This is a genomic window from Acinetobacter sp. A1 (assembly GCF_012371315.1).
GTDB lineage: Bacteria > Pseudomonadota > Gammaproteobacteria > Pseudomonadales > Moraxellaceae > Acinetobacter.
Genome location: NZ_JAAZQY010000001.1, coordinates 20,592 through 41,553, shown reverse-complemented (window position 1 = coordinate 41,553; position 20,962 = coordinate 20,592). Strand labels below are relative to the sequence as shown.

General features: G+C 43.1%; 32 protein-coding genes and 1 pseudogene. 1 reads left to right on the top strand and 32 read right to left on the bottom strand.

Annotation, left to right across the window (positions count from 1 at the left end; all coding sequences use genetic code 11):
- Positions 1 to 8: 8 nt before the first annotated feature.
- The 5 genes from HHA41_RS00260 to HHA41_RS00240 form a co-directional block, all read right to left on the bottom strand.
- Entirely contained in the window at positions 9 to 2,216 is a 2,208-nt protein-coding gene (locus HHA41_RS00260; RefSeq protein ID WP_168459979.1) for a TRAP transporter large permease subunit, read from the bottom strand.
- Between the two features lie 215 nt (positions 2,217 to 2,431).
- Positions 2,432 to 3,013, bottom strand: a complete 582-nt coding sequence (rrtA, locus tag HHA41_RS00255) for a rhombosortase (RefSeq protein WP_168418767.1) — start codon at positions 3,011 to 3,013, stop codon at positions 2,432 to 2,434.
- 104 nt (positions 3,014 to 3,117) lie between these two features.
- Positions 3,118 to 4,170, bottom strand: a complete 1,053-nt coding sequence (locus HHA41_RS00250) for a hypothetical protein (protein WP_168418768.1) — start codon at positions 4,168 to 4,170, stop codon at positions 3,118 to 3,120.
- Between the two features lie 445 nt (positions 4,171 to 4,615).
- Positions 4,616 to 5,050 (bottom strand): hypothetical protein, encoded by a 435-nt coding sequence (locus HHA41_RS00245; protein ID WP_168459978.1) that lies wholly within the window; start codon positions 5,048 to 5,050, stop codon positions 4,616 to 4,618.
- Positions 5,043 to 5,300, bottom strand: a complete 258-nt coding sequence (locus tag HHA41_RS00240) for a succinate dehydrogenase assembly factor 2 (RefSeq protein ID WP_168418770.1) — start codon at positions 5,298 to 5,300, stop codon at positions 5,043 to 5,045. The genes HHA41_RS00245 and HHA41_RS00240 overlap by 8 nt, the downstream gene beginning before the upstream one ends.
- 185 nt (positions 5,301 to 5,485) lie before the next feature.
- Between HHA41_RS00240 and HHA41_RS00235 the strand changes: the two genes are divergently transcribed.
- Positions 5,486 to 6,658 carry an acyl-CoA dehydrogenase family protein gene (locus HHA41_RS00235; protein ID WP_168460044.1) on the top strand — a complete coding sequence of 391 codons (1,173 nt, stop codon included), beginning with the start codon at positions 5,486 to 5,488 and terminating at the stop codon, positions 6,656 to 6,658.
- A gap of 62 nt (positions 6,659 to 6,720) precedes the next feature.
- On the opposite strand, the gene HHA41_RS00230 is transcribed toward HHA41_RS00235, so the two are convergent.
- From HHA41_RS00230 to rplD, 27 genes and pseudogenes are all read right to left on the bottom strand, one after another.
- Complete coding sequence (locus tag HHA41_RS00230; protein WP_168459977.1) at positions 6,721 to 8,211, bottom strand: NAD(P)/FAD-dependent oxidoreductase; 1,491 nt, start codon at positions 8,209 to 8,211, stop codon at positions 6,721 to 6,723.
- 201 nt (positions 8,212 to 8,412) lie between these two features.
- Positions 8,413 to 8,778 (bottom strand): 50S ribosomal protein L17, encoded by a 366-nt coding sequence (rplQ, locus tag HHA41_RS00225; protein WP_004974746.1) that lies wholly within the window; start codon positions 8,776 to 8,778, stop codon positions 8,413 to 8,415.
- Between the two features lie 18 nt (positions 8,779 to 8,796).
- Positions 8,797 to 9,804: a DNA-directed RNA polymerase subunit alpha gene (rpoA, locus tag HHA41_RS00220; protein WP_168418773.1), complete on the bottom strand. Its 1,008-nt coding sequence runs from the start codon at positions 9,802 to 9,804 to the stop codon at positions 8,797 to 8,799.
- A gap of 17 nt (positions 9,805 to 9,821) precedes the next feature.
- Positions 9,822 to 10,448 (bottom strand): 30S ribosomal protein S4, encoded by a 627-nt coding sequence (rpsD, locus tag HHA41_RS00215; RefSeq protein WP_004786890.1) that lies wholly within the window; start codon positions 10,446 to 10,448, stop codon positions 9,822 to 9,824.
- 12 nt (positions 10,449 to 10,460) lie between these two features.
- Positions 10,461 to 10,847, bottom strand: a complete 387-nt coding sequence (gene rpsK / locus HHA41_RS00210; RefSeq protein WP_001040166.1) for a 30S ribosomal protein S11 — start codon at positions 10,845 to 10,847, stop codon at positions 10,461 to 10,463.
- A gap of 19 nt (positions 10,848 to 10,866) precedes the next feature.
- Positions 10,867 to 11,223, bottom strand: coding sequence for a 30S ribosomal protein S13 (gene rpsM / locus HHA41_RS00205; RefSeq protein WP_004974734.1), 357 nt, complete (start codon positions 11,221 to 11,223; stop codon positions 10,867 to 10,869).
- Between the two features lie 107 nt (positions 11,224 to 11,330).
- Entirely contained in the window at positions 11,331 to 11,447 is a 117-nt protein-coding gene (gene rpmJ / locus HHA41_RS00200) for a 50S ribosomal protein L36 (protein WP_000867907.1), read from the bottom strand.
- Between the two features lie 20 nt (positions 11,448 to 11,467).
- The gene (secY, locus tag HHA41_RS00195) at positions 11,468 to 12,787 is read right to left on the bottom strand and encodes a preprotein translocase subunit SecY (RefSeq protein WP_171525193.1); all 1,320 of its coding nucleotides are present in this window, start codon (positions 12,785 to 12,787) and stop codon (positions 11,468 to 11,470) included.
- 45 nt (positions 12,788 to 12,832) lie between these two features.
- Positions 12,833 to 13,273 (bottom strand): 50S ribosomal protein L15, encoded by a 441-nt coding sequence (gene rplO / locus HHA41_RS00190; RefSeq protein ID WP_168418774.1) that lies wholly within the window; start codon positions 13,271 to 13,273, stop codon positions 12,833 to 12,835.
- Between the two features lie 3 nt (positions 13,274 to 13,276).
- Positions 13,277 to 13,453 carry a 50S ribosomal protein L30 gene (gene rpmD, locus HHA41_RS00185; RefSeq protein ID WP_004786899.1) on the bottom strand — a complete coding sequence of 59 codons (177 nt, stop codon included), beginning with the start codon at positions 13,451 to 13,453 and terminating at the stop codon, positions 13,277 to 13,279.
- A gap of 6 nt (positions 13,454 to 13,459) precedes the next feature.
- Positions 13,460 to 13,957 (bottom strand): 30S ribosomal protein S5, encoded by a 498-nt coding sequence (rpsE, locus tag HHA41_RS00180; protein WP_004974725.1) that lies wholly within the window; start codon positions 13,955 to 13,957, stop codon positions 13,460 to 13,462.
- Positions 13,958 to 13,959: 2 nt separating this feature from the next.
- Positions 13,960 to 14,310, bottom strand: coding sequence for a 50S ribosomal protein L18 (gene rplR, locus HHA41_RS00175; RefSeq protein WP_004281497.1), 351 nt, complete (start codon positions 14,308 to 14,310; stop codon positions 13,960 to 13,962).
- A gap of 14 nt (positions 14,311 to 14,324) precedes the next feature.
- Positions 14,325 to 14,858: a 50S ribosomal protein L6 gene (rplF, locus tag HHA41_RS00170; protein ID WP_168418775.1), complete on the bottom strand. Its 534-nt coding sequence runs from the start codon at positions 14,856 to 14,858 to the stop codon at positions 14,325 to 14,327.
- A 16-nt stretch (positions 14,859 to 14,874) separates the two neighbouring features.
- Positions 14,875 to 15,270, bottom strand: coding sequence for a 30S ribosomal protein S8 (gene rpsH / locus HHA41_RS00165; RefSeq protein ID WP_168418776.1), 396 nt, complete (start codon positions 15,268 to 15,270; stop codon positions 14,875 to 14,877).
- Between the two features lie 12 nt (positions 15,271 to 15,282).
- Positions 15,283 to 15,588 carry a 30S ribosomal protein S14 gene (rpsN, locus tag HHA41_RS00160; protein WP_004825185.1) on the bottom strand — a complete coding sequence of 102 codons (306 nt, stop codon included), beginning with the start codon at positions 15,586 to 15,588 and terminating at the stop codon, positions 15,283 to 15,285.
- A 9-nt stretch (positions 15,589 to 15,597) separates the two neighbouring features.
- Entirely contained in the window at positions 15,598 to 16,134 is a 537-nt protein-coding gene (gene rplE / locus HHA41_RS00155; RefSeq protein ID WP_168418777.1) for a 50S ribosomal protein L5, read from the bottom strand.
- 16 nt (positions 16,135 to 16,150) lie between these two features.
- A complete protein-coding gene (rplX, locus tag HHA41_RS00150) occupies positions 16,151 to 16,468 on the bottom strand; it encodes a 50S ribosomal protein L24 (protein ID WP_168418778.1) in 318 nt (105 codons plus the stop codon).
- Positions 16,469 to 16,477: 9 nt separating this feature from the next.
- Positions 16,478 to 16,846 carry a 50S ribosomal protein L14 gene (rplN, locus tag HHA41_RS00145; RefSeq protein WP_001982634.1) on the bottom strand — a complete coding sequence of 123 codons (369 nt, stop codon included), beginning with the start codon at positions 16,844 to 16,846 and terminating at the stop codon, positions 16,478 to 16,480.
- A 91-nt stretch (positions 16,847 to 16,937) separates the two neighbouring features.
- Positions 16,938 to 17,195: a 30S ribosomal protein S17 gene (gene rpsQ / locus HHA41_RS00140; protein WP_004974714.1), complete on the bottom strand. Its 258-nt coding sequence runs from the start codon at positions 17,193 to 17,195 to the stop codon at positions 16,938 to 16,940.
- Entirely contained in the window at positions 17,192 to 17,389 is a 198-nt protein-coding gene (gene rpmC, locus HHA41_RS00135; RefSeq protein ID WP_004650482.1) for a 50S ribosomal protein L29, read from the bottom strand. The genes rpsQ and rpmC overlap by 4 nt, the downstream gene beginning before the upstream one ends.
- The gene (rplP, locus tag HHA41_RS00130) at positions 17,389 to 17,802 is read right to left on the bottom strand and encodes a 50S ribosomal protein L16 (RefSeq protein WP_168418779.1); all 414 of its coding nucleotides are present in this window, start codon (positions 17,800 to 17,802) and stop codon (positions 17,389 to 17,391) included. Before rplP ends, rpmC begins: the two co-directional genes overlap by 1 nt.
- Positions 17,742 to 18,558 (bottom strand): annotated as a pseudogene (rpsC, locus tag HHA41_RS00125) (30S ribosomal protein S3). Before rpsC ends, rplP begins: the two are co-directional and overlap by 61 nt.
- Before the next feature lies 1 nt (position 18,559).
- Positions 18,560 to 18,889, bottom strand: a complete 330-nt coding sequence (gene rplV / locus HHA41_RS00120; protein ID WP_001982638.1) for a 50S ribosomal protein L22 — start codon at positions 18,887 to 18,889, stop codon at positions 18,560 to 18,562.
- Positions 18,890 to 18,900: 11 nt separating this feature from the next.
- Entirely contained in the window at positions 18,901 to 19,176 is a 276-nt protein-coding gene (gene rpsS / locus HHA41_RS00115) for a 30S ribosomal protein S19 (RefSeq protein ID WP_004673001.1), read from the bottom strand.
- A 19-nt stretch (positions 19,177 to 19,195) separates the two neighbouring features.
- Complete coding sequence (gene rplB, locus HHA41_RS00110; RefSeq protein WP_004974706.1) at positions 19,196 to 20,020, bottom strand: 50S ribosomal protein L2; 825 nt, start codon at positions 20,018 to 20,020, stop codon at positions 19,196 to 19,198.
- A gap of 11 nt (positions 20,021 to 20,031) precedes the next feature.
- Positions 20,032 to 20,352 (bottom strand): 50S ribosomal protein L23, encoded by a 321-nt coding sequence (gene rplW / locus HHA41_RS00105; protein WP_004974703.1) that lies wholly within the window; start codon positions 20,350 to 20,352, stop codon positions 20,032 to 20,034.
- Positions 20,349 to 20,951 carry a 50S ribosomal protein L4 gene (rplD, locus tag HHA41_RS00100; protein WP_168418780.1) on the bottom strand — a complete coding sequence of 201 codons (603 nt, stop codon included), beginning with the start codon at positions 20,949 to 20,951 and terminating at the stop codon, positions 20,349 to 20,351. Before rplD ends, rplW begins: the two co-directional genes overlap by 4 nt.
- Positions 20,952 to 20,962 lie beyond the last annotated feature (11 nt).

Sequence of the window (20,962 nt, the reverse complement as noted above, 5' to 3'; positions counted from 1 at the left end):
TCAAAAGCTTACTCATACCAACCGAATAACTTAAACATATAAGGCACATAGGCAATGATAAGCATGGCTGGCAGCATCACAATCACAGGTAAAATCCAGCGTTCAAAGCGATAGTAGAAGGATTTATGTCTGACTTCTGCATCTGCTGCTGCAACTTCTTCATCGCCAATGGACTGACGTGCCAATAAATGGTTCAGTGCCACAGGTGGTGTGACATAGCCTAGCTCGAAGCCAATCAGAGTAATCATCCAGAAATGAACAGGATGAATGCCATATTGATAAGCTACAGGGGCAACCGTTGCAGAAATCAGAATCACCGCACCAAACGGATCCATGATCATTCCCACAAAAATCATTAGAGCAACGATCAAACTAATCACAATGAAGATGCTGCTAATATCAGTTGGGAAAGCATCCATAATTTCAATGCGTTCTAAATATCCCCCTACGCTCACCGACAGCGCCATCAAAATGACCAAAGCACCAATGTGTCCCACCGTTTCACTGGTAGATAGATGTAATGCTTTAAAGAATCCATATTGACGCAATGGTGAATCTGGCGCAGTCAGTAATGAACGCTCCGCTGAATTTGCGGTCTGTGATGCTGCGGGCTGCGTATCTAAGGTCTGATCCCACTGCCCCATTGGTGGAATCGGTGCAGGTTCGTGACGTAATTTATCAAACAACACCATCATCAAAAGAATCACAGGCATCATCACAGGTGCTGTAAATTCATTCATATTGGTGTCGAGAGCATATTTATAGAAAGCCCAAATCAACACAAAAATAATGATATACGGCAGAACTGGGCCTAAAGCACGGAACGACAATGGTGCAGCAACACTTGGCGCAGCAATACGGAATTTACTCTCGGCAAAGAACAGCGAAATGATCAAGAATAAAGTTGAGGTTAATAAGAAGACATACAAGCCATAGTGATACAGCAAGTCCGTCGTGACTTCTTTATTGAGTGATGCCACCACCACAATCAAAAGACATGGACGTAAAACCACACCCATTGAACCAGACATCGCTGTAGCAGCCAATGCAAACTGACGACGTCCGCCTGCATTCCAAACCTCTTTATAAATAATCGCACCTGCAGCAATTACAAAAATACCCGATGCACCTGTATAGGCTGTTGGTAAGGCTGCTGCAATCAAAATCAACCATGTAAGGGTTTCTGGGGCAAGATGCCATGGACGCAAAATATTCAAGAACAAGTCGACAATTCGAGTTTGTTTCAGCAACATCCCCGCCCAAATAAACAGCGCCAAATTGAGGAAGATACTGGAGAATTCAACCAACTGCCCCAAGTAAATCCCTTGCCCCATCGGATAATCCATCAGGAAGGTGAAGGAAAAGCCTGTACTAATCGCCATATACGCGTACAAAGGTACACTCAGGAAAGCCAACCCTAAACTGCCGCCCTCACGTGTCGGTGCAGGTGGTTTGAACAACTGAAATAGGCTGATCAAGGTGAGCGTTGTAAACAAGATCATCCACAGCCAGTAAATAATCTGCATCTCGCTGCTCATCGGTACGCCCGAATTCAGCACAGAACGATATTGGCTAATACTTGATGCGGTCAAGAAACCATTTGCCACCAGCATTAAGGTCGAATACACCTTAAAATCAATTTTCGTGGCAGGCCCACGTAAACCAATATGGTGGGTTTTTAAAGTGGCACTAATTGCCGCAAACACCACCATCAACACCAACAAAATAGCGCGATTTTCAGTACCAAATTTAAAGATGCCAAAAAATGAGGTTTCTACCGTACGGTAGAGCGCTAAGCTTGGATGCGCTTGAATGTGCTGAATCGCTTGATCGTGAAATTGATATTTTTCTTCACAAATTTGTTTAGCTGCCAAAATAGAAGAACGCACATCGGACTCTGAAGCTGTCCCAAAAATATCGGCAAACTCATCGGCAGCATTGGCCTGCATTTGTGCCTTCACCTGTGCATCTACATCGGGGTTGCGCTCACAATCGGGCGCTGTCGGTTCAGCGCGTAAAAATGAATATTGCATGCCTGTTGCAGGGTCGCCATATAAGCGCTCGCCCATACGCAACAACTGACCATGTACCATTTCACCGGTGCCAATAATCAAGGTAAGTAACAGTAAGATCAAAATAACGAATGTAGAAATCCATTCTGTCCATATATGTCTGAGCAAAGCCAAGCCAGACCTGCGTTGTCCGTTATTGTGCATATATTGTCCTGTTTTTATTTTGCGCAGAAACCAAATCGCTCGAATCTCTGTCGGTTTTTCATCAATAGAAAAATCCATCTTCTATTGGGTTTTTTATATTCTGTTTAAATGTGCATCAAAGTAATGATCATTAAAATGACAATATAGATTTTCTTTTTCGTTAAAATGGTCAACTGTCATACGGTTCGGTTGCTATCGTTGTATTGGAATATGCTTTATTTAGGGTCGATGCAATAGGCCCAAATAATATAGCCCAATGCAAAAAATACCCCCCAAATCACCCCCAGTAAATGCGCTTCAACTAAAACAGGGCTACCAATGAGTTCAGCTGTACCCAAACTGCCCATGGTATTTTCCCAGAATAGTTTTAGTAAAATCAGCGTCAATACCAAAGTGGCAAAACTACGTTCTTTTTTATAGAGTAAATGAACACAAGCTACGGCCACATAAGCACCATGCAGCACACCAGACAGGCCTGCATAGGCATCAATATCGGCAAGAAAATAATAAAAACTCAAACTGATTGCAGGGGGTAACACCAAGAGCAGTGCGGCAAAGTGCCAGACTTTGGCATGTGGAAAAATAAAAGGTAAACAGGCAAAAGCAATCATGTTGAGTAAGTAATGTATCCAACCGACATGTACCCAATGCCCTGTCCATAAACGCCAGAACTCATCCAGCAAATGGCTAGACCAGTAAATAAAATGCTCTGCAAAGACCTGTAAGCATGCAGAAATTGACATACATGCCGCAATAAACACAATTTTTCGATTGAGAAATTGAGATGAATATTGCATAGGTAACTTTGCCCTCCAGTTATTCTTATTATGTCCTGATATTCAACAATGCTTGCCCAATGTGAATACAACAACAATTCAGATTGGGCAAAGTTGCTTACAGTTTACAGTTGTGCTGCGGTATCCTCATTAAACAAATCATCTAATTCTGATGAGTTGTCCTGTTCATCCCAGAAGCGCTTCATTGCATCATCATTGCCACGGATCCCTGTATTTTCTGTCCAATAACGGTCAGAAATTCCTTGTACCATGCTTCCGGCCATGGCATCAATCAGTTTAAATTGTGGATTGACAGGTTTTTCGTCACTGCGAGCATTAGCAAAAGATTTTAAAGCATCCCGAATTTTGGCATCTTCACCACTGGCTTGCGCTGCAACTGCATACAAAGCATGAGATAAACGTACACCTTTGGCTTCGCCAATTTGCATGGATTGTTTTAAGGTTTGATACGGATCAGGTTTACCATCTCCTGCACCTGGCAATAAGGTCCAAATTACTGCACGGGTGGCTTCAGGTGCACCCCAGAATTTTTCATTGTTTAAACAGGTCATTCCACGTTCAACAATTGCTGCAATATCTTTAGGTACATGCACAGCACCGCCTGAATTAATATCATTGGTCATGGCTTGTAAACCACTGAGCATGCCCAGCATATATACGGTTTGTTCAATATCGCCGTTCATTTTAGGGCAGCCTTCTCCTAAGGCTTTTCTATATTTCTTTTCCCAACGATGCTGAAACAGTTGATAACCCGTATATTGGCGTTGTGCTGCCAATGCTGCCCAGCGTTTTTGCTGAATACGCGCATCTTGTGCCTCTGACACCTGCCCTGCTTTGGCCGCACGTAAATAGCGCAGCTCTGCATCCAAGGCTTTTTCTTCAGCACAAATTCCTGCAGCCGAGTACATCAATACTGCAACACGTGTCGGGTCTGCACCCATGTCTTTGGTGGCCATAATGGCTGGTGTAAGTGAGTTACCAGAATTACACACCATTTCAGCATCTTCCATGGCCAAAATTGGCGGCACAATATGCTTTTCAGTAAAACCAAGCGCGACATTCGCTCCCGTTTTAACCACTTGTGAACAACCTGATAATAATAAACTTGTGATTGCGAATACGGCCACACCCTGGCCTATTTTTTGGACTTGCGACATTTTCCTGTCCTCTATAATTGTGTTTATGTCCATTGCAACAAACATAGCAGAAGCAATATCTGAATAAAAGCATCTTGCTTCAGCTTCAGATAGATAACTTTGCCATGTTTTTCAGTCTTGAAAATTGACTGTAATCTGTCATCCGACAAAATTTAGGCAAAAAAAAGTAGCATTGCGACGGTTCAGCACATGCTACTTATTAACTGGTACCCGCTTACGCGGTATAAATAAAAAATCTTTCAACAAATTACAATCCAATCATTTCATTGCTCTGAAATGTATTGCTCTACACTTGTCTGGAATCAATATAACCAAAAATAGGGATAAGGTTAATCTTTTTTGCCAATTTAAAATGACTGATTAGAGCACAAAAAGTGAGTGATTTTTTTATCTTTATGATAATTATGTTTTTTTATTTTATTAAAAATATACAAATGTCCGAAAACTAGAGCATTTTCGCCAATACTTTAAGTGCTTTCCATTCGGCAGTAGAAACTTGATCACACCAAATCACAGCAGGTTTTAATGCCTTCTGAAAATACAGCACAATATAAATTTGATGATCAACGACTTGCCGCAACTGTACGCGACGAATTTCTGTTTGCAGCGGTGTCGTTTTTCTTAGTGTTTTTATATGCTGTGATGCTGCCTGCGGAGCAAAATAGGCAATCGACCATTCATGTTCATCTAACTGATCTAAACTCAGGATGCGATTGCTCTTTAAAAATTTGAAATAGGCTCCGCCTAAAATTAGACAACAACAAAGCCATAGCCATGTTGCTAAAACCTGTGCCAAAAGCAGCACAATCACACTTCCAACCATCAGCTGAAACAGCAAAGCCAAACGACTGCGTTTCAGCTGAATTTGCTGTTTAGCCATGTACATAATTTTTGAGTTTTTGAATAAAGTCTTTTAACTCAGGGCGTGGCGGCTCAGCTACTTCCATAAACCAGTCCAGTAAGTCTGGGTCTTCCTGTGCAACCAAATCGGCAAACATTTGTTTTTCTTCTGCGCTGGCATTTAGATAATGATTTTTTACATACGGGTCAAAGTAGACATCAATTTCCTTTAAACCACGACGGGCGCGGTAAATGACTTTACGTTCTTCTAAGCTGATGTCTTCACTCATGGTTATTCCCCATTCAAATTAAACTCCAGCTAGTTTAACCGACCCCTTTTAAAGTTTCGATGACTTTTGTGCAGCATTGACCAAAAGCATCATTCTGTCTGCTGAATTAAGCATTCTGCACCTTGTTCAGCTTAAGTAACTCTTCTAAGGTGAATTTAAAACAACACCATCAGGAAGATGACCCTATGCAATCTGCTGCAATTCGTCCCATTCAAAATATGTTGCCACGAACTTTATTTAATGCTGAACATGAAAGTTTTCGTGATTTAGTGCGCAAATTTTATCTGCAGGAGGTGATTCCGCATACAGAAAGATTTGAAGCACAACAGCATGTAGACCGTGAACTTTGGCAAAAAGCAGGTGCATTGGGTTTACTGTGCAGCACCATGCCTGAACAGTATGGAGGTTCAGCGGTAAACCGTTTATACAGCATGATTCTACTTGAAGAACAAGCCTATGCAGGTGACAGTGCTACAGGATTTTCACTGCACTCAGATATTGTTGCAAATTACATCAACAACTTTGGGACTGACGTGCAAAAACAGCATTGGTTAGCACGAATGGCCACGGGTGAAGTCATTACCGCCATTGCCATGACCGAACCAGGCACAGGTTCGGACTTACAAGCAGTGCGTACAACTGCAGTAATAGATGGTGATGACTATGTGATTAACGGTTCTAAAATTTTTATTACCAATGGCTATTTGTGCGATATGGCTATCGTAGTTTGTAAAACAGGCAATACCGATAAAGGCTCGGCAAATTTATCTTTAATTATGGTCGAAGCAGATCGAGTCGGTTTTAGCAAAGGCAAACCACTGAATAAAATTGGAATGAAAGGCCAAGACACTTGTGAGCTGTTTTTTGACAATGTTCGCGTACCACGAGCGAATTTACTCGGCACTGAAGGCGCAGGGTTTATGCTACTCATGCAAGAACTGGCTTGGGAACGTTTGATCGTCGCTATTCTGTGCCAAGCTGGCGCAGAAGCTGCCTTTGCACACACTTTGCAATATACCCAACAACGACATGCCTTTGGTAAAAGCTTGAAAAGTTTTCAAAATACGCGTTTTAAACTTGCAGAGCTGCGTACAGAAATCGACTTCTGCCGTACATTTGTCGATGGCTGCATGCAACTACAGCTGAATAATCAACTCAGCGTAGAAGCGGCTGCAGCGGCAAAATACAAAGTTTCGGAACTGTATTCCAAAGTGGTCGATGAATGCTTACAACTACATGGTGGTTATGGCTATATGCTGGAATATCCAATTGCACGTGCCTATTTAGACAATCGTGCCAATCGTATTTATGCAGGCAGCAATGAAATTATGAAAGAGTTGATTGCACGTTCTTTATAGAGCATCGATCCATGCAGAGAATTTGGTGCAAGCGTATCTTGCATACACTTGCACCATAAGTTTTAAGACACTAATTTCGGCTTACGCTGCTGCACTGGTGCCTGTTTTTTGAATTTTAAAATACCATCTTCAAAACTGGCTTGTTTCAATGTTTTACGATCTTTCAAATAGTTATTGGTCACACGCCATGGTGCATGTTTGCCTTGTTTCGGCATCACATCGGCAGCCCGGGCAATGTAGCCTGAACTTAAACTGCCCATCACCGTATCTTCCAACAACTCAGTTTGATCACCTTGTGGGATGACCTCATCATAGCCTTGTTGATCCATATAGTTGAATAAACGACAGATATAATCCGCGGCAACATCCACTTTTAAAGTCCAAGACGCATTGATATAACCAATAATTAACGCCATATTCGGTACATCACTCACCATTACGCCCTGATAAAGCATGTGCTTCGAGGTATCCATTGGCTGACCGTCAATTGTGGCTTGTATGCCCCCTAGAATCTGAATGTTCAAGCCTGTTGCAGACACAATAATATCTGCGTCTAAATGCTTACCTGATTTTAATTGCACCCCTGTTTCGGTAAATTGCACGATATGATCCGTTTCAATTGATGCATGGCCTTCACGTAAAATCGTAAATAAATCTCCATCAGGCACGACACATAAGCGTTGATCCCACGGATTATAATGCGGCGTGAAATGTTTCATGTCGACTTTGCCTTTGAGCTGCATCTGAATCGACTTTAATAACAAAGTGCGGAGCAATTTTGGTTGCTTTTGTGCCAAGGCATAAATGGCACGCTGCATGCCAATGTTACGTGCACGTATAATTTTATAAGCAACATCTTCAGGTAAAACCTTACGCATCTGCTCGTAAACAAAATCCATAGCAGGCACAGATGCAATATAGGTTGGAGAGCGCTGCAACATCGTTACATGCGCTGCACCTCCTTTAACCATGGCAGGTACTAAAGTAATTGCCGTTGCTCCACTGCCAATAATGAGAACTTTTTTACCACGATAATCAAAATTTTCAGGCCAATGCTGCGGATGAATAAAAGTGCCTTTAAACGCTGCTTGATTTGGAAACTCAGGTTGAAAGCCCTGATCATAGTTATAATAACCAGTACAACCGAGTACAAAATTAGCTACCCAAGTTTCAATCTGCTGGGCTGCATTTTCGATTTTTAACATCCATTTACGCGCTTGGCTGTCATAGTTAGCAGATAACACGTGATGCTGAAAATGAATTTTACTGTTTAATGATTTTTCTTGAATAACTTCAGCCAAATAACCTTTGATTGATGCGCCATCCGCCAGTACATTGGTTTTTTTCCAAGGTTTAAAGTTATAGCCAAAAGTAGACATATCCGAATCTGAACGAATACCAGGATATTGAAATAAGTCCCACGTTCCACCAAAACTTTGGCGACGCTCAATAATCTCAAAAGAACGCTGCGGGCAATGTTGCGTGAGGTGTGCAGCCAAACCAATACCCGAAATACCTGCCCCGATAATTAAAATATCAACCTGCTTATCCATGTTTTATTGTCCAGTTTGAATGATGATTTTTATTAAAACACATATTTGACAATACACAATGTCAAGTTTAAAAAAAGAAGCTTAAATTCTTATCATTTCAGGACAATTTTAGATAATCAGCATGCTTGAAAAATTTACAGGCATAAAAAAAGACCGGTAAAACCGGTCTTTTTCGAACAACGTGCGTTATTCTTGGCGAAATTATTTAACTTCGCGATCTACTAGCTCAACGTAAGCCATCGGTGCAGCATCACCTGCACGGAAGCCCGCTTTAAGAACACGTAGATAACCGCCGTTACGTTCTTTGTAACGAGGGCCAAGAACGGTAAATAATTTACCAACAGTTGCTGCTGAACGAGTACGAGCAAACGCCAAACGACGGTTTGCTACTGTATCGTTTTTAGCTAAAGTGATTAAAGGCTCAGCAACACGACGTAATTCTTTTGCTTTAGGAACAGTCGTTTTGATTAACTCGTGTTCGAACAAAGAATTAGCCAAGTTTTGGAACATCGCTTTGCGATGGCTGCTTGTACGGCCTAATTTCACACCACTATTACGATGACGCATGGTGATAGTCCTACTTAATTAACGGCTACGATAGGCGAAACGATCGTCCATACGGAGACTAGCTGGTGGCCAGTTCTCTAAACGCATGCCGAGCTGTAAGCCTTTTGAAGCCAGAACATCTTTGATCTCTGTAAGCGATTTTTTACCCAAGTTAGGCGTTTTAAGTAGCTCAACTTCAGTACGCTGTACAAGATCACCAATGTAGTAAATATTTTCTGCTTTCAAACAGTTAGCAGAACGAACAGTAAGCTCTAGATCATCTACTGGACGAAGCAAGATTGGATCAACTTCTTCACGAGGCTCTTGAGCAACAGGAGCTTGATCTTTCTGAAGATCAACAAAAATTGCAATTTGTTGTTGCAAGATTGTTGCCGCTTTGCGGATTACTTCTTCTGGATCTACAGTTCCGTTGGTTTCAAGATCAATGACCAACTTGTCAAGGTCAGTACGTTGTTCTACACGCGCATTTTCTACGATGTAAGACACACGTTTGATTGGGCTATAAGAAGCATCTAACTGCAAACGACCTACAGGGCGAGTTTCGCCTTCTGGGAAACGTGAGTCAGATGTTTCATAACCACGGCCTTGAGCAACTTTCAGGCGCATTTTTAAATTGCCTGTAGCACTTAACGTGCCGATCAAGTGTTCAGGGTTAACCACTTCAACATTATGTGGTAAACGAAGGTCTGCAGCAGTTACATCGCCTGGACCTTGTTTTTCCAATGTCAAATAAGCTTCATTTTGATCGAACAGCTTAATAGACAATCCTTTCAGGTTCAGCAAGAGCTCGACGATGTCCTGCTGCAAGCCTTCCAAAGTACTGTACTCGTGCTCGACACCTTCAATTTCAACTTCTACCACAGCTGCGCCAGGTAAAGAAGAAAGAAGGATGCGACGTAAAGCATTACCAAGAGTATGACCAAAGCCACGCTCTAATGGTTCTAGAATAACTTTTGCCGAGGTCCCGCTTGCCGCTTCGACCTTGATCGCTTGCGGAGTAAGAAACTCATTTGCAGTACGCGTCATTATTGCTACCTCAAGGATTATTTAGAATACAATTCTACAATCAAGCTTTCGTTGATTTCAGCAGGTAAATCAGAACGATCTGGTGCAGCTTTGAACGTACCTTCTAATTTAGAATGGTCAACTTCCATCCAAGAAGGGATACCACGTTGAGCAGCCAATTCAATTGCGTTTTTAATACGTAATTGTTGTTTTGCACCTTCGTGAACTGCAATTACATCACCAGCTTTAACTTGGATAGACGCAATGTTAACACGACGACCATTTAAAGTAATGCTACGGTGAGATACAAGCTGACGAGCTTCTGCACGTGTAGAACCAAAACCCATGCGATAAACAACGTTATCAAGACGGCTTTCGAGCAATTTCAACAAGTTTTCACCTGTTGCGCCTTTCACACGAGCAGCTTCTTTATAGTAGTTACTAAATTGACGCTCTAAAACACCGTACATACGACGTACTTTTTGTTTTTCACGTAATTGTAGTGAGTACTCAGATTGCTTACCACCACGAGCCCCGCCATGTTGGCCAGGTGCTTTAGCGTGTTTTTTAGTTTTGACGTCAAAAGGTTTAACGCCAGATTTAAGTTGCAGGTCTGTCCCTTCGCGGCGAGAGAGTTTGCATTTTGGACCAATATAACGAGCCATGAATGTTTCTCCTTACACGCGACGTTTTTTAGGTGGACGGCAACCGTTGTGAGGGATTGGAGTCACATCGGTAATGCTGTTAATTTTATAACCCACTGCACCTAATGCACGAACCGCAGACTCACGACCTGGACCAGGACCTTTAACAAGGACGTCCAAGTTTTTCAAACCGTAATCTAAAGCAGCTTTACCAGCAACTTCAGCAGCTACCTGAGCAGCGAACGGAGTTGATTTACGTGATCCACGGAAGCCTTGTCCACCTGAGGTAGCCCAAGCCAGTGCATTACCTTGACGATCGGTAATGGTCACAATGGTGTTATTAAAAGAAGCGTGAATGTGTGCAACACCTTCAGAGACGGTACGAGTGACCTTCTTGCGTGTGCGAGTATCTTTAGCCATCTTTTAGCTTCCAGAAATCTTATTTCTTAATCGGTTTGCGCGGACCTTTACGGGTACGTGCGTTAGTTTTGGTGCGTTGACCACGGACAGGCAAGCTGCGACGATGACGAAGACCGCGGTAGCAGCCTAAATCCATTAAACGTTTAATGTTCATGGAAATTTCGCGACGTAAGTCACCTTCGGTCGGAACCTTAGCAACTTCTGCACGAATCGCATCAAGCTGAGCGTCATCTAGTTCACGGATCTTTGTTGTTGGTGCGATGCCCGCAGCAGCCAAGATAGTCTTAGCAGTGTGGCGACCAATACCAAAGATATAAGTGAGAGAGATAACAGCGTGCTTGTTATCCGGAATGTTTACACCGGCAATACGAGCCATTCAATTTTCTCCAAAAAGGCAGTTAAGATAATCAACCGCCCCACAAAAATCTTGAGGGGCGGATAATAACCTAATTAGCCTACTGAAATCAACAGGTCTTAATCAAATTAACCTTGACGCTGCTTATGACGAGGTTCTGCGCTGCAAATTACGCGGATAACCCCATTACGACGGATAACTTTACAGCTACCACAAATTTTCTTTACAGAAGCTTGTACTTTCATGATGAAACCTCTAAGTGCGCTTATCCCTTAGGATGAGCAGTCGTTTTTCTCATTAACGTTTGATTATCGTACTGGTGCGAGGTGAGATGTGCTTGAAGCTGAGCCATAAAGTCCATCACGACCACCACAACAATCAGCAATGAGGTACCACCCAAATAGAATGGAATACCAAAAGAGCTCTGTAATACCATTGGCATTAAACAAATCACTGTGATGTAAATCGCGCCAATAAAGGTCAAACGACTGAGAATATGATCTAAGTAACGAGCAGTTTGCTCACCTGGGCGAATACCAGGCACATAAGCTCCGCTGCGTTTCAAGTTCTCTGAAACCTCTTTAGGACTGAATACCAGCGCTGTATAGAAGTAACAGAAAAAGATAATTAACGCACCAAAGAGCACCAAATACAACGGTTGTCCAGGCGACAATACCAATGCCAAGTCTTGAAGACTACGCTTGATTAATCCTGCATTAGGATCTGCACTACCCACCCACTGACCTAAGCTCGCAGGGAACAAAAGCAATGAACTGGCAAAGATTGCAGGAATAACACCTGCCATATTAATTTTTAATGGCAAATGCGTTTGCTGTGCAGTAAATACACGACGACCTTGTTGTTTTTGAGCATAGTTTACTGGAATACGACGCTGCGCCTTCTCAATAAACACAATTGCTGCAAGTACACCCAATGATAAGAGGCCAAAAATTGCCAAGCCAATCAGACTAGACTGACCGCTATCAATAGATGAGAAAGACTGCATAATTAAATTAGGCAAGCCTGCAACAATACCTGCGAAAATGATCATGGAAATACCATTACCCACTCCGCGTTCGGTAATTTGTTCACCCAACCACATTAGGAACATAGTTCCTGCTACCAAAGAGGTTACAGCTGGAACGTAAAAAGCCAGACCTGAAGTAAGGGTAATCCCTTGACTAATCAGACCTGCACACATACCAATTGCTTGCACAAGTGCAAGAAAAAGTGTTCCTTGGCGCGTATATTGATTAATTTTACGCTTGCCTTGTTCGCCTTCTTTTTTCAAAGCTTCCAGCGAAGGAACCACGGTTGACATTAACTGCACAATAATCGATGCAGAAATGTATGGCATGATCCCTAAAGCAAGAATCGACATCCGCTCTAATGCACCACCCGAAAACATGTTAAACAAACCAAGGATTGTACCTTGGTTTGCATTAAACAAATGTTCAAGTGCGGCATTATTAATGCCTGGTACTGGAATATGCGCTCCTAGTCGAAACACCAACAACGCACCAATGAGAAACATCATTCGGCGTATAATTTCACGATATTTTACATGAAATGGTTGGCCTTTCATCATATGAACATGACCTGAAGAACTAGGAGTCATAGACACTGGGGATTACTCCTCGACTTTACCGCCAGCAGCTTCAACAGCAGCTTTAGCGCCTTTAGTCACAGCAACACCTTGAACAGTGAATGCGCGAGTAATTTCACCAGAAAGTACGATACGAGCACGAATCATATCTTTACGTACAACGTTCGCTGCTTTTAAAGTTTCTAGGCTAACGATGTCGCCTTCAACTTTAGCAAGCTCAGATAAACGTACTTCAGCAGTTTTCAAAGCGATTTGGCTAGTGAAACCGAATTTAGGTAAACGACGATATAACGCAGTTTGACCACCTTCGAATCCAGGACGTGTACCACCGCTCTTACGTGAGTTTTGACCTTTGATACCACGACCACCAGTCTTACCAACGCCAGAACCAATACCACGGCCTAGACGACGGGCTTCACGCTTAGCACCTTCTGCAGGTGCAAGTTCATTTAAACGCAGAGTCATGGCTTATTCCTCTACACTAACCATATAGTAGACTTGGTTGATCATACCACGGTTAGAAGGCGTATCTTGCACTTCTACAGTATGACCAATACGACGCAGACCTAAACCTTTAAGGCTAAGCTTGTGATTTTTCAAGCGGTGCGATGCAGATTTAGTCTGGGTAACTTTAATCGTTTTCATGATTGATTACCCTTGAATTTGTTCTACTGAAAGACCACGTTTCGCAGCAACCTTTTCAGGAGTTGTCATATCACGCAAACCGTTGAAAGTTGCGTTAACTACGTTTGCAGCGTTAGTAGAACCACGGCATTTAGTCAATACGTTACGTACACCTGCAGCTTCTAAAACTGCACGCATAGAACCACCCGCAATTACACCAGTACCTTCAGATGCTGGTTGCATGTAAACACGGCTTGCACCGTGACGTGCGTGAATTGGGTGTTGTAAAGTACCGTCTGCCAATTCGATTGTGATCATGTTACGACGAGCAGCTTCAAGTGCTTTAGAAATAGCAGCTGGAACTTCACGCGCTTTACCACGACCAAAACCTACGCGACCATTACCATCACCCACAACAGTTAATGCTGTGAAAGAGAAGATACGACCACCTTTAACAACTTTGGCTACACGATCAACGGCAACCAGCTTTTCAACAAGACCTTCGTTTTGTTCAACTTTAGCCATGATTAGAACTCCAAGCCGTTTTCACGAGCAGCATCAGCCAAGGCTTTGATACGACCATGATATTTAAAACCAGAACGGTCAAATGCAACTTTAGTTACACCAGCTGCTTTCGCACGCTCTGCGATTAAAGCACCTACTTTTTGAGCTGCTTCAACGTTACCAGTTGTACCAGCACGTAAAGTAGCATCTAAAGTTGAAGCTTGCGCTAAAACTTTGCCACCATCTGCTGAAATAACTTGAGCATAGATGTGACGCGGAGTGCGGTTTACACACAAACGAGTCGCACCCAATGCACGGATGTGCAAGCGTGTGCTTTTCGCACGACGCAAACGGGATTGTTTCTTTTCGTTCATAAGAACCTCGCGCCTTATTTCTTCTTAGCTTCTTTACGAAGTACAACTTCGTCAGAATAACGAACACCTTTACCTTTATATGGCTCTGGTGGACGGTAACCACGGATGTCTGCAGCAACTTGACCTAAAGCTGCTTTATCAGCAGATTTAAGGATAATTTCAGTTGCAGTTGGAGTTTCTGCAGTTACACCTTCAGGAAGTGTGTAGTCGATTGGGTGTGAGAAACCAAGGTTAAGGTTAACAACGTTACCTTTAACCGCAGCTTTATAACCAACACCAATCAATTGCAACTTGCGTTCGAAGCCTTCGCTTACACCTTTTACAAGGTTGTTAAGCACAGCGCGAGCGGTACCAGCTTGCATCCAAGCGTCTTTCGACTCAGCTTTAGGAGCAATAACTAGAATACCGTCTTCCTGTTTTAGCTCGACCAGCGCATGCAGGTTGAAAGACAATGTACCTTTGCTGCCTTTCACTTCGACCTGCCGGCCGTTCTGAGTAACTGTAACACCGTTAGGTACAGTTACTGGGGCTTTAGCCACACGAGACATGAGGAATCACCTATTATTAAGAAACAAAAGCAATAACTTCACCACCGATACCTGCAGCACGTGCAGCGCGATCAGTCATGATGCCTTTGCTTGTAGAAACGATTGCAATACCTAAACCTTGCTTAACGCTTGGAAGTGCATCTTTACCGCGATACTGACGTAGACCTGGACGGCTTACGCGTTTCACAGTTTCGATAACTGGTTTGCCTTCAAAATATTTTAAAGTAATCGTTAAAGTAGCTTTGCCTTCGTTGTCAGCAACTTCTACATTTGCGATATAACCTTCTTGTTGAAGTACGTTTGCAATAGCAACCTTCAACTTAGAATTAGGCATAGAAACAGTTTGTTTCTTTGCCATTTGAGCGTTACGAACACGCGTTAGCATGTCGGCAACGGTATCTTGCATACTCATTTATAGTGCTCCTTACCAGCTTGCCTTAACAACGCCCGGTACATCACCTTGCATTACTGTGTCACGTAATTTGTTACGGCTTAAACCGAACTTACGGAAGTAACCATGAGGACGACCAGTTAAACCACAACGGTTACGAAGACGTACTGGAGACGCATTACGTGGTAATGCTTGTAACTTCATCATCGCTTCGAAACGCTCTTCGTCGCTTGCATTTACGTTTGCAATCGTTGCTTTTAATTCAGCACGTTTTGCAGCGTATTTCGCAACAGTAGCTTCGCGTTTCAATTCGCGATTAATCATACCTTTCTTAGCCATATCGACCTCTTATTTGAACGGGAAGCCGAATGCACGCATAAGCGCACGGCCTTCGTCATCGGTGCGAGCAGTCGTAGTAATGGTGATGTCCATACCACGAATCCGATCAATCTTATCAAAATCGATTTCAGGGAACATGATTTGTTCCTTGAGACCCATAGAGTAGTTACCACGACCATCGAATGATTTCGCAGAGAAACCACGGAAGTCACGGATACGAGGGATCGCGATAGAGATCAAACGGTCTAAGAATTCGTACATACGTTCGCCGCGTAAAGTAACTTTACAACCAATCGGCCAACCATCACGGATTTTAAAACCAGCGATTGATTTACGAGCTAATGTTAAAACTGGTTTTTGACCAGCAATAGCTTGCATATCAGAAAGAGCGCCATCTAACAATTTCTTGTCAGCAGCTGCAGCACCAACACCCATGTTGATGGTAATTTTAGTGATGCGAGGGATCTCCATCACATTCTTAACGCCCAATTGTTCTTGTAATTGAGCTTTAAGTTCGTCGTTGTAACGTGTTTTAAGTCTGGCCATTGCCTATTTCAACCTATTACTTCGCTACCGCCACTGATTCACCATTTGATTTATAAACGCGAGTTTTCACGCCATCAATCGTTTGGTAACCAACACGGTCAGCCTTTTGGGTTGTAGCATTAAAAATTGCCACGTTCGAGATATGAAGCGAAGCTTCCTGCGTTACGATACCGCCTTCAGCGCCCGTAGCACGGTTTGGCTTCTGGTGCTTCTTAACCAAGTTAAGACCTTCGACCTTCACTTGATCATTAGAAACTGACAAAACAGTACCCTGTTTGCCTTTTTCTTTACCTGCGATCACGATTACCTGATCGCCTTTTTTAATCTTAGCCATGATTGCCTCTTATAGAACTTCAGGAGCCAATGAAATGATTTTCATGAACTGTTCAGTACGAAGTTCACGAGTCACTGGTCCGAAAATACGAGTTGCAATCGGTGCTTTGTTGTTATTCAAAATAACAGCAGCGTTATCATCAAAACGGATCACAGAACCGTCTGGACGACGAATACCGAACTTTGTACGTACAACAACAGCATTCATCACGTCACCTTTTTTAACACGTGCGCGTGGAATAGCTTCTTTTACAGTAACTTTAATAATGTCGCCAACAGAAGCATAACGACGATGTGAACCACCTAGTACTTTAATACATTGTACGCGGCGAGCACCACTGTTGTCAGCTACGTCAAGCATCGTTTCGGTTTGAATCATTGCCCTACTCCAAAACCGAGCATCACCGGTCACAATTTCGAAAGGCTCAAAGAGTACTCGAAATTGACCGATGATGCAACAAGAACGTTAATTACTCAGCAGCAGCTTCAACAACTTCAACTAAAGTCCATGACTTAGTTTTAGACATTGGGCGGCTTTCTTTGATAGTCACAACATCACCAATCTTGGCTGTGTTGTTCTCATCATGAGCGTGTAATTTGGTTGAACGGCGAATCAATTTGCCATACAACGGGTGTTGAACTTGGCGTTCAATAAGGACAACAATAGATTTTTCCATTTTGTCGCTTACAACTTTGCCAGTTAACGTGCGGACTGTATTTTGACTCATTGCCCGTTCCCCTGTTTTTCGGTAAGGAGGGTCTTGATGCGTGCAATAGTTTTACGAGTAAGCGCAACTTCATGCGATTTACCCAATTGACCAGTTGCTTTCGCCATACGAAGACGGAATTGGTTAAGCTGTTGCTCATCAAGCAAAGCTGTCAACTCTTCTACCGACTTTTCACGTAGATCTTTAGTTTTCATTACATTACCGTCCGAGTCACGATAGTGGTTTTAAACGGAAGTTTAGCAGCAGCAAGCGTAAACGCTTCACGTGCTAATTCTTCGTCCACACCATCAATTTCGTACAAGACTTTACCTGGTTTGATTTGACAAACCCAATATTCCACAGAACCTTTACCTTTACCCATACGCACTTCAAGAGGCTTAGAAGTAATTGGTTTGTCTGGGAATACACGGATAAAGATCTTACCACCACGCTTAATACGACGGCTAATTGTACGACGCGCCGCTTCAATTTGACGCGCAGTCATTTGACCACGTTCAACTGACTTAAGTGCGATAGTACCGAAAGATACTGAGCTACCACGGTGCGCTAGACCAGTGTTACGGCCTTTTTGCACCTTACGGAATTTAGTACGTTTAGGTTGCAACATGGATTATTCTCCCTTTTCAGCAGAACGATCATTGCGACGACCACGACGCTCTTGACCTTCACCACGACCGCGACCGCGTTTAGCTGGACGTTCTTCAGCTGGTGCTGGGTTCATGACTTGTTTCATGCCACCCAAGATTTCACCACGGAATACCCAAACTTTAACACCAATCGTACCGTAAGTTGTTTCAGCACGCATAGTTGCATAGTCGATGTCCGCACGAAGTGTATGCAAAGGTACACGACCTTCACGATACCATTCAGTACGTGCAATCTCTGCACCACCTAAACGACCAGAAACTTCAACTTTGATACCTTTAGCACCAGCACGCATAGAGTTCTGTACCGCACGCTTCATAGCACGACGGAACATAACACGCTTTTCTAATTGAGAAGCAATTGCTTCAGCAACTAAACGAGCATCTAAGTCTGGACGGTCAATTTCGTTGATGCTTACTTGCGCAGGAACACCCATAATAGATGTTAATTCGCGTTGTAATTTCTCAATGTCTTCGCCTTTTTTACCGATTACGATACCAGGACGAGCAGTGCTAATTGTTACTTTAGCAGCGCCTGTTGGACGCTCGATAAGAATGTTGCTTACCATTGCGTTCTTAAGTTTTTTAGTTAAAAACTCACGAACTTGAAGGTCTTTAAGCAAGTATTCAGCGTATTGTTTCGGATTCGCATACCAGTTAGCGTTATGACGTTTCACAACACCTAGGCGGATACCGATTGGATGAACCTTCTGACCCATATCAAACCCCTACCTTAACGGTGATGTGACAAGTACGCTTAGTAATACGATCTGCACGGCCTTTAGCACGTGGCATAATACGTTTAAGGCTCATGCCTTCATCAACGTAAATCGTAGATACTTTCAAATCGTCTACATCTAAACTGTTATTGTGTTCAGCATTTGCAATTGCAGATTCCAATGCTTTCTTAACTAAAACAGCAGCTTTTTTGTTGCTGAAGTTTAAAATGTTAAGTGCATGCGCAACAGATTTGCCGCGGATAAGATCTGCAACCAAACGTGCTTTTTGTGCCGAGATAGCGGCACCGCGTAATTTAGCAGTTACTTCCATCATAGCACCTATTAACGTTTAGACTTCTTGTCAACACCGTGACCACGATAGGTACGAGTTGGCGCGAATTCACCGAGTTTATGACCAACCATGTGTTCAGAAATAATCACTGGAACATGGTTACGACCATTATGAACAGAAATTGTTAAACCAACAAAATCCGGGAGGATCATCGAACGACGCGACCAAGTTTTGATCGGCTTACGGTTATTAGCCGCGATTGCCGCTTCAACCTTAGCGAACAAGTGCGCATCGACGAATGGGCCTTTTTTCAGAGAACGAGGCATTGTCAGATTCCTTTACTTGTTACTTAACGCGACGGTCGCGAATAATCATCTTAGTCGTACGCTTGTTGGTACGTGTCTTGTACCCTTTAGCTTTTTGACCCCATGGGCTTACAGGTTGAATACCTTTAGTACGCCCTTCACCACCACCGTGTGGGTGATCAACCGGGTTCATCGCCATACCACGAACGGTAGGACGAACACCACGCCAGCGCGAAGCACCTGCTTTACCAAGTGAACGTAGGTTGCTTTCTGAGTTAGATACTTCACCTAACACAGCGCGGCATTCAACGTGCACTTTACGCATTTCGCCTGAACGTAGACGAACGATTGCGTATGAACCGTCACGACCCAACAATTGAACTGAAGTACCAGCAGAACGAGCTAATTGCGCGCCTTTACCGATTTTAAGTTCGATGTTGTGAAGAGTAGCACCGATAGGCATGTTACGAAGTGGTAAGCAGTTACCTGGACGAATTGGAGCATCGTTACCAGATTGAACTTGATCACCAGCACGTAAACCTTTAGGCGCAATGATATAACGACGTTCACCGTCAGCATACTTCAACAATGCGATGTGTGCAGTACGGTTTGGATCGTATTCAATACGCTCAACTACAGCAGGAATGCCATCTTTGTTACGTTTGAAGTCTACGATACGGTAGTGTTGCTTATGACCACCACCAACGTGACGTGTAGTAATGTGACCGTTGTTGTTACGACCACCAGTACGTTTTTTAGCTTCTACCAACGGCGCATAAGGCGCACCTTTGTGAAGATGGTCGTGAACGACTTTCTCTACAAAGCGACGTCCTGGAGACGTTGGCTTACATTTTTGAATCGGCATAAATTTCGTCCTTATTCCGCTGCGCTTTCAGCGGTATCGCCCAAGTCAGCCATTTCAACATCTTGGCCAGCTTTCAGGGTGACGTATGCTTTTTTAACATCAGAACGGCGTCCTAATGTACGACCAAAGCGCTTAGTCTTACCTTTAGTGATAGTCGTGTTAACTTTAACAACTTCCACACCAAATAATTGCTCAACAGCTTTTTTGATTTCAAGCTTGTTTGCATTTAATGCAACCTTAAATACTTGAACACCAGCAGTTTCGCCTAAAACTTGTGCTTTTTCTGAAAATACAGGTCCTTGTAGGACTTGATATAAACGTTCGTTGTTCATCCGAGTTCTACCTCAATTTTCTTAGCAGCAGCAACAGACATTACAACTTTGTCGAACGCGATCAAGCTAACAGGATCGATTGCAGTAGCATCAACCACATCTACATGTGGAAGGTTACGCGCTGCAAGATATAGATTCTCATCTACAGCTTCAGTTACGATCAATGCGCGAGTTGCATTCAAGTCGTTAAGTTTTGCAAGCAACTCTTTAGTTTTAGGAGCTTCAACAGCAAACTCTTCAACCAATACAAGACGATCCTGGCGAACAAGTTCAGCTAAGATACATTGCATTGCACCGCGGTACATTTTGCGGTTAACTTTTTGAGACCAATCTTGTGGACGAGCAGCAAAAGTTTTACCACCACCAACCCAGATTGGGCTACGAATAGAACCAGCACGAGCGCGGCCAGTACCTTTTTGACGGAATGGTTTTTTACCACCGCCAGCAACGTCTGCACGTGATTTCTGTGCTTTAGAACCTTGACGACCACCAGCTAAATAAGCTGTAACAACTTGGTGTACAAGTGCTTCGTTAAAGTCACGTCCGAAAGCAACTTCAGATAACTCAACAGCAGAGCCGGAAACAGTTTTTAAATTCACGTTATTTCCCC